Source organism: Streptomyces sp. MK37H (assembly GCF_018035285.1).
In the GTDB taxonomy this organism is placed as follows: domain Bacteria; phylum Actinomycetota; class Actinomycetes; order Streptomycetales; family Streptomycetaceae; genus Streptomyces; species Streptomyces endocoffeicus.
Genome location: NZ_JAAAYH010000228.1, coordinates 1 through 14,697, shown reverse-complemented (window position 1 = coordinate 14,697; position 14,697 = coordinate 1). Strand labels below are relative to the sequence as shown.

The following is a 14,697-nucleotide window of genomic DNA, read 5'->3' as shown; positions in this document are numbered from 1 at the left end:
TCGCGGCGAAGTCCTCCACCGTCAGCGACTCGCCGCGCGCCTGCGGCGAGACCCCGGCGGCCTTCAGGGCCTCCTCCGCGGCCCCCGCCGAACCGGCCCACCCCGCGAGCGCCGCCCTGAGGGTCTTGCGGCGCTGGGCGAACGCCGCGTCCACCACCGCGAAGACCTCTTCCCGGGTGGCGGTGGTGCGCGGGGGCTCGTCCCGGCGGATCAGCGAGACCAGGCCGGAGTCGACGTTGGGGGCGGGCCAGAAGACGTTGCGGCCGATCGCGCCCGCGCGCTTGACGTGGGCGTACCAGGCGGCCTTCACGGACGGGACGCCGTACACCTTGGAGCCGGGCGGGGCGGCGAGCCGGTCGGCGACCTCGGACTGGACCATGACCAGCGTCCGCTCGATGGTCGGGAAGCGCCCGAGCATATGGAGCAGCACGGGCACGGCGACGTTGTACGGCAGGTTGGCGACCAGCGCGGTCGGGGCGGGGCCCGGCAGCTCGGTCACCCGCAGGGCGTCGCTGTGCACCAGGGCGAAGCGGTCGGCGCGGTGCGGCAGCCGGACCTCGACGGTCGCGGGGAGGGCCGCGGCGAGGACGTCGTCGATCTCGACGGCGGTGACCCGGTCGGCGGCCTGCAGCAGCGCGAGGGTCAGCGATCCGAGCCCGGGGCCGACCTCGACGACCACGTCGTCCGGGCGCACCCCGGCGGTGCGGACGATCCGGCGGACCGTATTGGCGTCGATGACGAAGTTCTGGCCGCGCTGCTTGGTCGGACGTACGCCGAGCCGCGCCGCGAGTTCGCGGATGTCGGCGGGGCCGAGCAGAACGTCGGAGTCGGTGGAGCTCACCCGGAGAGTTTACGGCCGCTCCGTGGGCCCCAGGTTCGGCGGACGCGGCAGGGCGCTCCCACGCTCGGGGTGCTGGGATCTTCCGGCCGGGGCACCCGACCGGGCCCCATCACCGGTGAAGCTTGGAGCCGCAGCTGGGCCAGGGGCTGGCGCCGCGTTGTTGGTAGAGCTTCTTCGCGCGGTAGGTCTGCTCGGACGGGGGCGCGTCCTGGGGGCGGCCGTGGCCGCCAAGGGAGTGCCAGGTGCCCTGGTCGAGCTGGTACAGGCCGCCGTAGCGGCCGGAGCCGTCGACCGCGTCGGGCCGGCCGCCCGATTCGCAGCGGGCCATCGCCCGCCAGTTGAGCCCGTCCGCCGGGCCGCCGACGCCGGCGGGCACGGTCATGGTGCCGACCCGGATGATCCGGGCCACGGGTGCCTTGACGATCTCGCTGCCGGTCTTCCGCGGCCGCTGCCGTACGCCGTTGACGCTGCGCACCCGGTAGGTGATGCGCAGGGTGCCCGGCTCGCCGGGCCGGGCCACCAGCTCGGCGCCCTTGGGGAGGGTGGGGTCGGCGCGGCGGACGGTGGTGAAGGGCACCGGATGGTCCCGGACCTCCTTGCCGCCGGTGATCCGCATCACCGTCACCGTCTGGCCGTCGCGCGGAAAGCTGTCCTGCGGGACGGAGGTGGTGTCCTGGCCGCGCAGGGTGAGCCCGGCGGCGGCGAGGGCCTCGCCGATGGTGGCCGCGTTCGTGCGGACGGTGTGGGGGCGCCCGTCGGCGAGGAAGGTGACGGTGCGCTCGGTGCGGACGTGCAGGAGCAGCCCGCGGCTGGTGATGGCCGCGGAGCGGGAGGCGGACAGATACGCGCCCTCGGCACGTACGCCCAGTTGGCGCAGTGCGCCGTCAACCGTGCGGGCGGTGGTCCACACCCGGCGGCGCTCCCCGTCGAGGGTGAGGGTGACGGGACGGCCGTAGCGGACGGCGATCTCGTCGCCGTCGCCGAGCCGCTCCCCGGGCGCGGGGGCGACGATGTCGTGCGCGCCGACATGGACGTCCTGGTCCGCCAGCAGCTCGCCCACGTCGTCGGCGTAGGTGTGCAACGTGCGCGCGTCGCCGTCGACGCTGAGCCGTACGGCCTTGTCCTGGGCGACAAAGGCTGAGGTGCCGCCGGCAAGGGCAGCGACCACCATCGCCTGCGGCAGCAGCCGGCGGATCGGATCGGTCCGGCCGGTGGCGCCGCGCCGGGCGGCTCGGCGGGCGGCGGCACGGCCGCCCGGGACGCGGTGGCTGGCCCTACGGCTCACGACAACACTCCGGTAACACTCCACAAGTCCACTGGTCAGGCGTTGGGTCCGGGACTGTAGCGGAGTGGGGGTGACTCTCCAAAGGAAGATCATCACGCAGTGTGATCACCGGCCTCGGATCGCCACCGCCCCTCAATAGCCGAAGACGCGCGCCGTATTGGCCGCCACGGCGGTCGCCAGGGTGTCCTCGGGGACGCCCTTGACCTCCGCCATGGCCCGCAGGGTGAGCGGAATCAGATACGGAGCGTTGGGCCGTCCGCGGTAGGGGACGGGGGTCAGGAACGGCGCGTCGGTCTCGACGAGGACGAGGTCGAGCGGGGCGACGGCGAGGGCGTCGCGCAGCGGCTGGGCGTTCTTGAAGGTGATGTTGCCGGCGAACGACATGTAGTAGCCGCGCTCGGCGCAGATCTTCGCCATGGCCGCGTCACCGGAGTAGCAGTGGAAGACGACGGTCTCGGGCGCGCCCTCCTCGGCGAGCACCCGCAGGACGTCGTCGTGGGCCTCGCGGTCGTGGATGACCAGCGCCTTGCCGTGCTCCTTGGCGATGGCGATGTGGCGGCGGAACGAGCGCTCCTGGGCGGCCATGCCCTCCGGGCCGGTGCGGAAGTAGTCCAGACCGGTCTCGCCCACACCGCGCACCTGGGGCAGCGCGGCGAGGGCCGCTATCCGGTCGAGGGCCGCGTCCAGGGCGGCGTCGCCGCCGGGCTCCCTGGCGCCCTGCCGGGACCGGCCGTCGCGGGGGGTCTGGGGGGCTTGCCCCCCGGAAGGAGGCGTGCCCAGGACGATGCGCGGCGCCTCGTTGGGGTGCAGGGCCACCGTGGCCCAGACGCTCTCGTGCGCCGCCGCGGTCTCGGCCGCCCACCGGGACCCGGCGAGGTCGCACCCCACCTGGACGACGGTCGTGACGCCGACCGAGGCGGCCTTGGCCAGTGCCTCCTCGACGGTGCCCGACTGCATGTCCAGGTGGGTATGGGAATCGGCGACCGGGACCCGCAGGGGCTCCGGCGGCGGCGGGGGCGCGTCCTTTTCCTTTTGCGCGCCGCTCGCCTTGCCGCTGCCGCCGGGGGTCGATGCTGTTTTCGCCATGGGCGCGATTCTATGAATACCGGTGAATGCGCGGTGAATCGCGTCCGGCCGCTCAGTTGACTCGCGCCCGGCTCAGGTGAACCCGCTCATACCGAACCCACTCGAACCGGCTCATGTGAAACAGCTCATATGAACCGGATCGTACTCAGTCGCGGTGGTGCTGAAAGGGGTGCAGCAGATTCGGAAGGTGCCAATGGTGCCCACGGCGCCGCGCGGGGCCCTCGTTTTCCGGTGCGTGGCCCGGCGCGGCGTCCGCCTCGGCGTCCGGCGCGCCGGTGCCGTCCCCCCGGTCCCGGGTGGTGTGCGGCCTCCCGCGCCGCGCACTCTCCAGGACGGAGGAGACCTGGCCCGAGCGCATGATCCGCACCAGATGCGCACCGCAGTTGACGCAGTCGGGGCTCGTCAGCGGGGACGGGACGCGCCGGCCGCCGGTGAAGTACACGACGAAGGCGCGGCCCTCGCCGTCCACGTGGTGTTCGATGTCGTACGACCGCTCCCAGCCGTGCCCGCACTTCATGCAGGCGAAAGCGTACGCCTCGTGGGCCACCTCGCCGGACTGATCGGAGGGGGTGTGGGCGGCTATCGGATGAGCACCGCTCGAGGTTCCCGCTATATCGCTCATGGCAGCTCCTCTTGTCACACAGGACAAGTCTTCCGGGATGGGATCGCCCCAGGTCTTCCACAACCAGTGGACGCCTTTCCCGGCGCCACCGCACGGGCTCTTCCCGCTCTTTGAGCGAGATTTGGCAACGGCCATGGAGAAACTGGCGTGCAACTGCCCGGCTACTAACCTGAGCTTTGCATTTCGCTACGGGGCTTTACCTTCGCGTGGCGCGCTTCCCACGGCGTTCTTCGCCGCCACGACCGCGTCGAACACCTGTCGTTTGGGCACCCCGGCCTCCTGCGCCACCGCCGCGATGGCCTCCTTACGGCGCTCACCGACCTCCTCCCGCACCGCGACCCGGCGGGCCAGCTCGGCAGGGCCCGCCTCCTCGGGGCCGGGCGCGGGGGCGCCCTCGACCACGACGGTGATCTCGCCGCGCACGCCCTCCGCCGCCCAGGCGGCCAGCTCGGCCAGCGGGCCGCGCCGCACCTCCTCGTAGGTCTTGGTCAGCTCCCGGCACACCGCGGCGCGGCGGTCCGGGCCGAACACCTCGGCCATGGCCGCGAGCGTGTCGTCCAGCCGGTGCGGGGCCTCGAACCAGACCAGGGTGCGGCGCTCGTCGGCGACTTCGCGCAGCCGCGCCAGCCGCTCCCCCGCCTTGCGCGGCGGGAACCCCTCGAAGCAGAAGCGGTCCACCGGCAGCCCGGACACGGCCAGGGCGGTGAGCACCGCGGATGGGCCGGGCACGGCGGTGACGGTGATCCCGCGCTCCACGGCGGCGGCCACCAGCCGGTAGCCGGGGTCGGAGACCGATGGCATGCCCGCGTCGGTGACCAGCAGCACCCGGGCGCCGCCGGCCAGCGACTCGACCAGCTCGGGCGTGCGGGCCGACTCGTTGCCCTCGAAGTAGGACACCACCCGGCCGGCCGGGCGCACGTCCAGGGCCTGGGTGAGGCGGCGCAGCCGCCGGGTGTCCTCGGCGGCGATCACATCGGCGGCCATGAGCTCGGCGGCCAGCCTCGGGGGCGCGTCCGCCGTGTCGCCGATGGGGGTCCCTGCCAGTACGAGCGTTCCAGTCACGCCCCCATCCTCGCAGCCGGGCGCGGCGGGCCCAGCGACCGGTCAGGGCATCGGCAGAGACCGGCCACGGCGTCGGCAGAGACCGGCCACGACCGGCCGCGGGGTCGGCCAAGGGCTCGGCCCCGAGGCGACCGCGGGCTCGGCCCCGAGGCCGCCGCCCCGGGCACGAATCCCCGTTCGCCGCCTTTCCCCGCCACACTCACAGGCCCCTTCCCTACGATGGCCCGGTGAGCAGTGACACCGCGACCCACGCCCAGCCGGGCAAAGCCACCGGCCAGCAGCCGCCGGCCTGGCAGCGCCGGCTGCGCCGTTTCGGATACGCCGGCCAGACCAGGCCCGGCGTACGGGAGCGGCTGGTCCCGCCGTACGCGGAGCCGGGCACCCGGCTCTGGGAGATCCTCGGCGCGACCCCCCCGGCGGCGGCCAGAATCGCCCGCTGGAGCGGCTGGGGCGGTCCGCTGCTCGTCGCGCTGTGCGCCGGGCTGACCCGCTTCTGGCATCTGGGCAGCCCGGACAACGTCATATTCGACGAGACGTACTACGCCAAGGACGCCTGGTCGATCTGGGAGTACGGCTACGAGGGCACCTGGCCGAAATCCGCCAACGACCGGATTCTCGACGCCCCGCAGCACATCCCGCTCAGCGACGCGGCCTCGTATGTGGTGCACCCGCCGGTGGGCAAGTGGGTCATCGGGCTCGGCGAGCAGTTCTTCGGGCTGCACCCGTTCGGCTGGCGGTTCATGGTCGCGGTGCTCGGCACCCTCTCGGTGCTGATGCTGTGCCGGATCGGGCGGCGGCTGTTCCGGTCGACGTTCCTCGGCTGCCTCGCGGGCGCGCTGATGGCCGTGGACGGGCTGCACTATGTGATGAGCCGCACGGCGCTGCTCGACCTGGTCGTGATGTTCTTCGTGCTGGCCGCCTTCGGCTGTCTGCTCGTCGACCGGGACCTGGCGCGGGCCAGGCTGGCGGCGGCGCTGCCGGCCGGTGAGGACGGCGCGGCGCGGCCGGACCCGGCGGTGGCCCGGGGCCTGAAGCTGGGCGCCCGGCCGTGGCGGATCGCGGCCGGGGTGCTGCTGGGCCTCGCCATCGGCACCAAGTGGAACGGGCTGTACGTGCTGGCGGCCTTCGGCCTGATGACCGTCCTGTGGGACGTGGGCAGCCGCCGCACCGCGGGCGCCCTCCGCCCCTACCGGGCGGTGCTGCGGCGCGATCTGGGCTGGGCGTTCGTCTCGCTGGTGCCTGTGGCGATCCTCACGTACATCGCCTCCTGGTCGGGCTGGTTCACCGCGAGCGGCAGCCACGACCGGGTCCGCGGCTGGCGGCACAGCGGCTACTTCCGCCACTGGGCCGAGTCCGAAAAGCCGGACGGCGGCGGCTACGGCACCGGCGGCGCCTTCGACTGGCTGCTCAATCCGCTGCGCAGCCTGTGGCACTACGAGTCCGAGGTCTACAAGTTCCACGTCAACCTCGACTCGCCGCATGTCTACCAGTCCAACCCGTGGAGCTGGCTGGTCCAGTCCCGCCCGGTCTCGTACTTCTACGAGTCCCCGCGGGCCGGCCAGGAGGGCTGCCCCAAGGACGCCGCCGAGAAGTGCGCCCGCGAGGTGCTGGCCATCGGCACCCCGCTGCTGTGGTGGACGGCCTGTTTCGCGCTGCTGTACTTGGTGTTCCGGTGGGCGCTGCGGCGCGACTGGCGGGCGGGCGCGATCCTGTGCGGAATCGCCGCGGGCTATCTGCCGTGGTTCCTCTACCAGGACCGGACGATCTTCTCCTTCTACGCCGTCGTCTTCGTGCCCTTCTTGTGTCTCGGGGTGGCGATGATGATCGGCGCGTTGCTGGGGCCACCGGGCGCGAGCGAGACCCGCCGAGTGATCGGCGCGGTCGGCTCGGGCGCGCTCGTCCTGCTGATCATCTGGAACTTCATCTACTTCTTCCCGCTCTACACGGGCCAGACGATGCCGATGGACGCCTGGCGCGCCCGGATGTGGCTCGACACCTGGATCTGATCCCGGCTCGGCCCCGGGCCACCGTATGGATCCGGCCACGGCCCCCGCGCCCCCTACGGTGAGGGCGCGGGGGCTTCACGTGGTGCCGGTAGAGTGCCGGGCACCGCGGCCCCCATCAACTGATGGGGGAACCGAGAACACAGTGTGGGGGTTCTGAAATGCGGAGTGGCGCGAGAGCCGCGATCGTCGGTGCGGTGTTCGCCGCCATGGTCGGTGTGGCCGGTTGCGGCAGCGGCCAGGACGATTCAGCCGGCCCGAAGGACGGTGCGAGCGCCGGCTCGGGTGACGACAAGCCGTCCCTGAAGAAGGTGAAGACCGGCCCGCCCAGCGCGGCCGAGGTCAAGACCACCGCCCACGCGTTCCTGGCGGCCTGGTCGGCGGGCGAGACGGCGAAGGCCGCCGCCCTTACGGACGACAGCGGCGCGGCCGGCACGGCGCTGAGCGGCTACCGCACGAAGGCCAAGGTGGCCAAGGTGACGCTGGACGCGGGGCAGGCGAGCGGCGCCAAGGTGCCGTTCTCGGTCAACGCCCAGCTCTCCTCCGGCGGTGAGAGCGTCCCCTGGACGTATGAATCCTCGCTGACCGTGACCCGCGACACCAAGACCGGCAAGCCGGTCGTCGCCTGGAAGCCCTCCGTGGTGCACCCCGACCTCGCCGAGGGCGACACGCTCAAGACCGGCGCGTCCGAGGCGCCGCCGATCAAGGCGGTGGACCGCGACGGCAAGGAGCTGACCGCCTCCGAGCACCCGACGCTCAAGACCGTCCTGGCCGCGCTGCGCGAGCGGTACGGCAAGAAGGCGGGCGGCGAGGCGGGCGTGGAGACCTGGATCGAGCGCGCCAAGGGCTCCAAGTCCCCCGACAAGACCCTCAAGGTGCTCTCCAAGGGCACCCCGGGCACGCTCCGCACCACGATCGACGCATCGCTGCAGCGCACCGCCGAGCAGCAGGTGAGCAAGCGCACCAAGGCGTCGGTGGTCGCGGTCAAGCCCAGCACCGGTGAGATCCTGGCGCTGGCCAACTCCCCCGCGAGCGGCTTCAACACCGCCTTCCAGGGCTCGTACGCACCCGGCTCGACGATGAAGATCATCACATCGACGACGCTGATGGACAAGGGTCTGGCGGCGTACGGCAAGCCGCATCCGTGCCCGAAGTACTTCTCGTACGGCGGCTGGAAGTTCCAGAACGACAAGAAGTTCGAGATCAAGAACGGCACCTTCGAGCAGAGCTTCGCCCGCTCCTGCAACACGGCCTTCATCAGCCAGGCGGGGAAGCTGAAGAACGACGACCTGAGCAAGGAGGCCCGGGACGTCTTCGGCATCGGGCTCAACTGGCAGACCGGTGTGCCCACCTTCGACGGCTCGGTGCCGGTGCAGTCCGGGGCCTCCAAGGCCGCCTCGCTGATCGGCCAGGGCGGCGTGCGGATGAACCCGCTCAACATGGCGTCGGTCGCGGCCACCGCCTCCACCGGCACCTTCCACCAGCCGTACCTGGTCTCGCCGTCGCTGGACGACCGGACGCTGGCCAAGGCGAGCAGGACGATGAAGTCCAGCACCCACGACCAGCTGAAGAAGCTGATGAAGCTCACGGCCACCTCGGGCACCGCCGCCGAGGCGATGGCCGGGATGAGCGGTGACTTCGGCGCCAAGACCGGCTCGGCCGAGGTGGACAACCAGGAGAAGCCGAACGGCTGGTTCAGCGCGTACCGCGACGACGTCGCGGCCGCCGGTGTGGTCCCCGAGGGCGGCCACGGCGGCGACACAGCGGGCCCGATCGTGGCAGCACTGCTGCGCGCGGGCGGCTGAGCCGCCGGTTCCACCGGCGTGACGGCACGGGAGCCGGGCGGGCGCAGTGAGCGCCCGCCCGGCTCCTTCGTGTTCGGCCGACCGGCTGGTCAGCGGGGCCGGATGCCGCCGGTCAGCGGGGCCCGGACGCCACCGGTCAGCGGGGCCCGGACGCCACCGACGGGAAAAGTCGTGGCGGGGGCGTGGAGGCGTCGATAGCGTCGTTCCATGGTCGACTCCACCTCTGACACCGACGCCCACCCCCGCTTCGCCGACGCCCTGCGCGAGCTCGGTCTGGAGGTCGAGGTGCGCCGGTTCCCCGACGCAACCCGTACCGCCACCGAGGCCGCCGCGGCGATCGGCTGTGAGCTGAGCCAGATCGTCAAGTCGCTGGTCTTCGAGGCGGACGGACAGCCGGTGGTGGTACTGATGGACGGGGCGTCACGGGTCGATGTCGAGCTCGTACGGCATGAACTGGGCACCGGGAGCGTCCGCCGGGCGGACGCGGCGCTGGTGCGGGAGACCACCGGGTACGCCATCGGCGGGGTGCCGCCCTTCGGCCACCGCACCCGTACCCGCGTCCTCGCCGACCGGCGGCTGCTGGACCACGAGACCGTATGGGCCGCGGCGGGCGATCCGCACACCGTCTTCCCGCTCGACCCCAAGACCCTGATCGCGCATGCCGAGGGCGCCCTGGTGGATGTGCGCGAGCGGTCCGCGTGACCCCGCTGGTCGCGGCCGCGGTGCTCATCGCGGCCGTCACCCACGCCAGTTGGAACGCGATCGCCCACGGCATCAGGGACCAGCTGCTCGCCTTCACCCTGGTGGGCGGCGGCGGGGCGCTGTGCGGGCTGGCGCTGCTGCCGTTCGCCCCGCTGCCCGCGGCGGACGCCTGGCCGTATCTGCTGGCCTCCGCGGCCATCCATGTGGTCTATCAGCTACTGCTCATGCGCTCGTTCCACCTGGGCGACTTCGGCCAGATGTACCCCATCGCGCGCGGCACCGCCCCGCTGGTGGTGACCGTGGCCGCCGCGGTCTTCGTCGGCGAGCGGCCGGACCGCTGGCAGGCGGCGGGCATCGCAGTGGCCTCGGCGGGGCTGGTGGGCGTGGCGCTGTGGGGCATCAGGGGGGCGCGGCACGCCGAGCGCGAGGGGAACGGCGGGAGCGCGCCGCAGTGGCTCGCCCTTACGGCCGCCATCGCCACCGGTCTGTCCATCGCCGCGTACACCGTCGTGGACGGTCTGGGGGTGCGCGCCTCCGGCAGCCCGCCCGCCTACATCGCCTGGCTGATGATCCTGGAGGGCTTCGCCATCCCCGTCTGCGCCCTGGTCATCCGGCGCGGTGCACTCCTTCGGCAGCTACGGCCGGTCGCGGCGCGCGGGCTGCTCGGCGGGCTGCTGTCGGTCGCCGCCTACGGCCTGGTGCTGTGGGCCCAGACCCGGGCCGAGCTCGCCCCGATCGCGGCGCTGCGCGAATCGTCGATCATCGTGGGCGCGGCGATCGGGGCGCTGTTCTTCAAGGAGCGGTTCGGCGGTCCGAGGATCGCGGCGGCGGGGCTGATGGTGGCGGGCATCGGGCTGATGCTGCACGCGGGTTGACCGCGTACTCCGTCGCGCGTGCGCCGTACTCCGTCGCGCCCGTACTCTGTCGCGCCCGTACTCCGTTGCCCCTGCTCTTCGTTGGTCCGCGCGGACGACCCTGGGTAGGACAGAACCGGGGAGACCGTCGCCACAGGGGAGAGACTCGGTGCGGATCGACGTAGCGGTGACCGGTGGGGAGGCCGAGCTCCGTTCGCTCACCAGCCGCTATGCCCACCTGGAGCAGATCCCGGCGGTGGCCAACAACCTGAGCGCGCTGGCGCGGCCCCGTGCGCCCCGGGCTCCTGGGGGCTGGCGTCAAAGCACTGCACGGTCATCGAGGACCCCAGCACCGCGGTCGAGGTCCTCGAGGCCGTGCGGACCGCGGCCGAGGAGGCCACGGACACCCTGCTGGTGTACTTCGCGGGAGCGACCCCTGGCAGGGCGCTTACGACTACGTCTCGCTGGGCGTCTCCGAGTGACCGAAGGCCCTGCGCACCGCCACGTTCGTGGTCGTGATGCCACCGTCCACGGGGAGCGTGATCCCGGTGATCCAGGCGGCGTCTGAGGAGGCGAGGAACGTGATGGCGGCGGCGATGTCGGTGGGTTCGCCGACCCGGCCGAGGGGGTAGACCTCGGCGGCGCGGCGCAGGGTGTCCTCCCGGCCGTCCCAGCCGGGGGTGCGGATCGTGCCGGGGGCCACGAGATTGACGCGGACGCCCCGGGCGGCGGCGTGGGCGGCCAGGGTGCGGGTGAGGCTGCCCAGACCCGCCTTGGCGGCGCTGTAGGCGTGGTTGCCGAAGTCCTGGAGGCCGTTGACCGAGCCGACGTTGACGATCGCGCCCCGGCCCTCCGCGGCGGCCAGATGCGGCACCGCAGCGCGGGAGCAACGGAAGGCGCCGCCGAGGGTGACATCGATGTCCTGCTGCCACTCGTCGTCCGCCTGGTCCTCGAACAGCGGGGTGTCGACGTGGCACGAGTGGGCGCTGTTGACCAGGACGTCCAGCCTTCCGAAGCTCCTTACGGCGTGCGCCACGACCGCCTCGGCGTCCGCCCGCCGGGCCACGTCGCAGCCCAGCGACTCGGCCTCGCCGCCAGCCGCTCGTATGGACGCGGCGGCCTTCGCGGCCCGTTCGCCGTCCTGGTCGGTGATCAGCACCCGGGCGCCCTCGTCGGCGAACCGACGGCCGGTCACCTCCCCGATTCCGCGCCCCGCACCGGTGAGCATGACCGCGTAGCCCTCGAATCTCCGCACCGTGTGCCCCTTCTCGTCGGCTCCGGGACCGCCGCCGCCCCATGGCGGCGGGTCCGCCGGGATCATGCCCGGCCCCGGCATGATCCTCCCGCGCGGCGCGTTGCACCATAAGAGAAACACAGCACACACGCTCGGGTCGGCATGGCGGGAGTCGGACAGTGGTGGACGTCCAGGGCACGGTGGCGGACGGTTTCGAACCGGTCCGGGACGCCTTCGCGGCGAACTTCGCCCGGCACGGCGAGCGCGGCGCGGCCGTGGTCCTGTACCGGGAGGGCGAGAAGGTCGTCGATCTGTGGGGCGGTACGAAGACCCCCGACGGCGGCGAGGACCCCGACAGCGGCGAGGATTCCAATGACCGTAAGGAGTCCGCGGACCGGGAGGACTCCGCGGGCCGCGAGGACTCCGATGGCCGTAAGGCGTCCGACGACGGCCCCGAGCCCTGGACCCAGGACACCGCCCAGGTCGTCCGGTCGGTCACCAAGGGCGTGGCCGCCGCCGTGCCGCTGCTGCTGCACCAGCGCGGCCAGCTGGACCTGGACGGCCGGGTCAGCACCTACTGGCCGGAGTTCAAGGCGGCCGGCAAGGAGCGGGTGCTGGTGCGGCATCTCCTCGCGCACCGCACCGGCGTGCCCGTGCTGGACACCCCGCTGACCCCCGCCGAGGCCATCGACGGCATATCCGGGCCGCGGGCCGTCGCCGCCCAGCAGCCCGTATGGGAGCCCGGTACGGCGCACGGCTACCACGCCCAGACGTACAGCTGGCTGCTGGGCGAGTTGGTGCGCAGGGTCACCGGGCGGACCATCGGGCGCTGGATCGCCGAGGAGATCGCCCGGCCGCTGGGGCTCGACCTGTGGCTCGGGCTGCCCGAGGAGCAGCGGGGCCGGGTGGGCCGGATCGCGGCGGTGGAGGCGCTCTCCGCGCCCGCCGCCCAGGGGCCTCGGCTGCGCCCGAAGCGGTCGGTCGCCGAGGCGTACCGGGACCCCGAGTCGCTGACCCGGCGGGCGTTCGCCGCGATCACCCCGCTGCCGGACGAGAACGACCCCGCGTATCTGGCCGCCGAGTTGCCCGCCTCGGGCGGGGTGGCGACCGCCGAGGCGCTGGCCCGCTTCTACGCGGCGCTGATCGGCCCGCTGCCCTCGGCCCGTACGGCCCGCTCGGGGGGCCGGCTGTTCGCCCCGGCGACGCTGACGATGGCCCGTACCGAGGAGTCCGCGGGTCCGGACCGGGTCCTGGTCGTCGGCACCCGGTTCGGCCTGGGCTACATGCTGCACGGCCCGGCCTGCCCGCTGCTGGGGCCGGGCTCCTTCGGCCACCCGGGGCGCGGTGGCTCCCTCGCCTTCGCCGACCCGGAGGCGCGCATCGGCTTCGCCTACGTCACCAACGGTATGCGGCGCGGTGTCACCGCCGATCCGCGTGCGCAGGCGCTGGTGCGCGCGGTGCGGACCAGCCTGGCGGCGCGGGAGGCGTAACGGCCCGCGGGGGCCGCAGGTGCGGCCGGGCGCCGCGACGGAGGGGCGTTACCGCGCGCCCCGGCCCCCTCCCTTGCGGCCCCATGCTGTACGAAGCCGTACCGGGGCAGCGCGACGTCCCCTGCCGAGCGGTCAGGGGACGCAGAAGCTGATGACTCGTCAGCGTTCGTCAGACGCCGTGGAACTCTCCACCCCTGACAGCCGATATGAACGATGCCCAGGACGACGGGGGAAAGACCAACGCCGGACCGCTGGGGTTCTTGCTGTCGCGAACGGGGACGACGGCAGGGATGCCGTCTGCCACCTCAACGCATGTGCCCCCGTTGCTGTCGCTATACGTACTCTTGCGCCACACCACACCGGGCAGGGCGCTTGCGTTGCGGATCATGGTTGAAGTTCCTTCATGGTGGTGGCGAGCAGGTCGATTGAGGCTGCGGGTGACAGGGCCTGCGCCCTGAGCAGATCATAGGCGCGCAGGGCTGCCCTGACATGCTCAGGATCGGGCAGCAGCTGGCCTTGAGCGAACCCGTCCGCAAAGACGACTTCGGGGCCTTCCTCAAGGGTCAGAACGTGGAACGAGCCGACACCCGCGTGCGGTCCGGCGGAGTAGGGGACCACCTGGACAACAGTGGTCGGAGTCTCGGATGCCTCAATGACCCGGGCCAGCTGGTCATGCATCACGCGGGGTACCCCGGCAGGGCGACGAAGTACGTTCTCATCAAGGATGATCCACAGCTCAGGCGGGTTCTCCCGCGTCAGGATGTCTTGCCGTGTCAGCCGCGCCGCTAGCAGGTCGTCGACGTTGCTCAGGCGTCCGGCTTCCAGCGCGGCCCCGCGCATAGTCCTCGGTCTGCAACAGGCCGGGAATCACGCGTAATTCGAACGACCGAATGATCTGGGCTTGCGCCTCAAGCTCAACGTAGGGCCGGAACCACGAGGGATACGCGTACTTCATAATCAGCGGCCAGAGACGGCCGAACAACCCCCCTGTGTTCAGCACCTCATCGACACGAGCCGCGAACTCTCCGGACGGGACCCGCTGCGCTGCCTCCAGCTTCGCCAAAAGCGACGGAGTCACGAACACGGACTTCGCCAGAGCACGCTGGGTCATACCGGCTTCCTCACGTGCCCGACGTAGCTCGCAGGCGGCAAACGCCAGCACAGACGACGACGGATCGAGTTTCTCCGCTGCACCCATGTGCCCACCCTCCATTGACAAGCCGCGAAGTCAACGCCACCGCCCTCTGATTGTGGCACCAGAGGGCAATGCTTTGCGTACAAAGAGTGATGACCGGTCACACGGTCTGAGCAACGTCTGACCCCGGCGACCGTGCTACCGGCCCCGGGGCGTGGCCACCAGCTTTCGAGGAGCTGATCGCATGCACGACCTTATCCGGTGCGCACTCGTATGGGTGAGGGCAGTTCTGGCCTTACGGCCGCCCGGCCGTCACCGTGCCGTCCCGAAGTTCCCCGCGTCGCATCCGACGCCTTCCCGGCCCGTGGCGGGGGCCGTGGTCGTCCCGGCCGGTGGGCCCGGACCGGTGCCCCCGCGCCCTTGCCCCGACTCGCCGACCCTGGAACTGCACACCGTTCCCCGCCTGCCACGGGGCAGCGAGCTGCCCGCTCTGGTGCGTCCCTACGCGGTGGACGATGAGCGGCGGCAGCGAGAGCGGTCGAAGAGCGTCCCCCGGGTGGAGTTGATCTGTGCCCCGC

At 72.3% G+C, this 14,697-nt stretch carries 13 protein-coding genes and 1 pseudogene; 6 read left to right on the top strand and 8 right to left on the bottom strand.

Annotated features, from left to right (window positions below):
• From rsmA to rsmI, 5 genes are all read right to left on the bottom strand, one after another.
• Positions 1-841: 16S rRNA (adenine(1518)-N(6)/adenine(1519)-N(6))-dimethyltransferase RsmA (gene rsmA / locus GWI24_RS27510; RefSeq protein WP_210948595.1), on the bottom strand; the 841-nt coding region annotated here is incomplete at its 3' end.
• A gap of 109 nt (positions 842-950) precedes the next feature.
• Positions 951-2,219 (bottom strand): ubiquitin-like domain-containing protein, encoded by a 1,269-nt coding sequence (locus GWI24_RS27505; protein WP_374103349.1) that lies wholly within the window; start codon positions 2,217-2,219, stop codon positions 951-953.
• A 39-nt stretch (positions 2,220-2,258) separates the two neighbouring features.
• A complete protein-coding gene (locus GWI24_RS27500; RefSeq protein ID WP_210948594.1) occupies positions 2,259-3,212 on the bottom strand; it encodes a TatD family hydrolase in 954 nt (317 codons plus the stop codon).
• Positions 3,213-3,357: 145 nt separating this feature from the next.
• Positions 3,358-3,834, bottom strand: a complete 477-nt coding sequence (locus GWI24_RS27495; protein WP_210948593.1) for a hypothetical protein — start codon at positions 3,832-3,834, stop codon at positions 3,358-3,360.
• Between the two features lie 186 nt (positions 3,835-4,020).
• Entirely contained in the window at positions 4,021-4,896 is an 876-nt protein-coding gene (rsmI, locus tag GWI24_RS27490; protein ID WP_210948592.1) for a 16S rRNA (cytidine(1402)-2'-O)-methyltransferase, read from the bottom strand.
• Between the two features lie 227 nt (positions 4,897-5,123).
• On the opposite strand from rsmI, the gene GWI24_RS27485 reads away from it, so the two are divergent.
• From GWI24_RS27485 to GWI24_RS27470, 4 genes are all read left to right on the top strand, one after another.
• Positions 5,124-6,902 (top strand): dolichyl-phosphate-mannose--protein mannosyltransferase, encoded by a 1,779-nt coding sequence (locus tag GWI24_RS27485; protein ID WP_210948591.1) that lies wholly within the window; start codon positions 5,124-5,126, stop codon positions 6,900-6,902.
• A gap of 158 nt (positions 6,903-7,060) precedes the next feature.
• The gene (locus tag GWI24_RS27480) at positions 7,061-8,704 is read left to right on the top strand and encodes a penicillin-binding transpeptidase domain-containing protein (RefSeq protein WP_210948590.1); all 1,644 of its coding nucleotides are present in this window, start codon (positions 7,061-7,063) and stop codon (positions 8,702-8,704) included.
• Positions 8,705-8,911: 207 nt separating this feature from the next.
• A complete protein-coding gene (locus GWI24_RS27475; RefSeq protein WP_210948589.1) occupies positions 8,912-9,406 on the top strand; it encodes a YbaK/EbsC family protein in 495 nt (164 codons plus the stop codon).
• Positions 9,403-10,281 (top strand): DMT family transporter, encoded by an 879-nt coding sequence (locus GWI24_RS27470; RefSeq protein WP_210948588.1) that lies wholly within the window; start codon positions 9,403-9,405, stop codon positions 10,279-10,281. Before GWI24_RS27475 ends, GWI24_RS27470 begins: the two co-directional genes overlap by 4 nt.
• Positions 10,282-10,714: 433 nt before the next feature.
• On the opposite strand, the gene GWI24_RS27465 is transcribed toward GWI24_RS27470, so the two are convergent.
• Positions 10,715-11,515 (bottom strand): SDR family NAD(P)-dependent oxidoreductase, encoded by an 801-nt coding sequence (locus GWI24_RS27465; RefSeq protein ID WP_210948596.1) that lies wholly within the window; start codon positions 11,513-11,515, stop codon positions 10,715-10,717.
• A 158-nt stretch (positions 11,516-11,673) separates the two neighbouring features.
• Here GWI24_RS27465 and GWI24_RS27460 point away from each other — a divergent pair, with 158 nt between their 5' ends.
• The gene (locus GWI24_RS27460; protein WP_210948587.1) at positions 11,674-12,984 is read left to right on the top strand and encodes a serine hydrolase domain-containing protein; all 1,311 of its coding nucleotides are present in this window, start codon (positions 11,674-11,676) and stop codon (positions 12,982-12,984) included.
• A gap of 169 nt (positions 12,985-13,153) precedes the next feature.
• Here GWI24_RS27460 and GWI24_RS27455 read toward each other — a convergent pair whose 3' ends face one another.
• Positions 13,154-13,372, bottom strand: a complete 219-nt coding sequence (locus GWI24_RS27455) for a DUF397 domain-containing protein (protein WP_210948586.1) — start codon at positions 13,370-13,372, stop codon at positions 13,154-13,156.
• Positions 13,369-14,095 (bottom strand): annotated as a pseudogene (locus GWI24_RS27450) (helix-turn-helix transcriptional regulator). The gene GWI24_RS27455 and the pseudogene GWI24_RS27450 overlap by 4 nt, the downstream one beginning before the upstream one ends.
• 268 nt (positions 14,096-14,363) lie before the next feature.
• Here GWI24_RS27450 and GWI24_RS27445 point away from each other — a divergent pair.
• Positions 14,364-14,697, top strand: a 334-nt coding sequence (locus GWI24_RS27445; protein WP_210948585.1) for a hypothetical protein, incomplete at its 3' end; no start/stop codon positions are given.

Coding starts and splice junctions, on each gene's coding strand:
- GWI24_RS27505 (WP_374103349.1), bottom strand. CDS start 2,219: ATGATCTTCCTTTGGAGAGTCACCCCCACTCCGCTACAGTCCCGGACC.
- GWI24_RS27500 (WP_210948594.1), bottom strand. CDS start 3,212: ATGGCGAAAACAGCATCGACCCCCGGCGGCAGCGGCAAGGCGAGCGGC.
- GWI24_RS27495 (WP_210948593.1), bottom strand. CDS start 3,834: ATGAGCGATATAGCGGGAACCTCGAGCGGTGCTCATCCGATAGCCGCC.
- GWI24_RS27480 (WP_210948590.1), top strand. CDS start 7,061: ATGCGGAGTGGCGCGAGAGCCGCGATCGTCGGTGCGGTGTTCGCCGCC.
- GWI24_RS27475 (WP_210948589.1), top strand. CDS start 8,912: ATGGTCGACTCCACCTCTGACACCGACGCCCACCCCCGCTTCGCCGAC.
- GWI24_RS27455 (WP_210948586.1), bottom strand. CDS start 13,372: ATGATCCGCAACGCAAGCGCCCTGCCCGGTGTGGTGTGGCGCAAGAGT.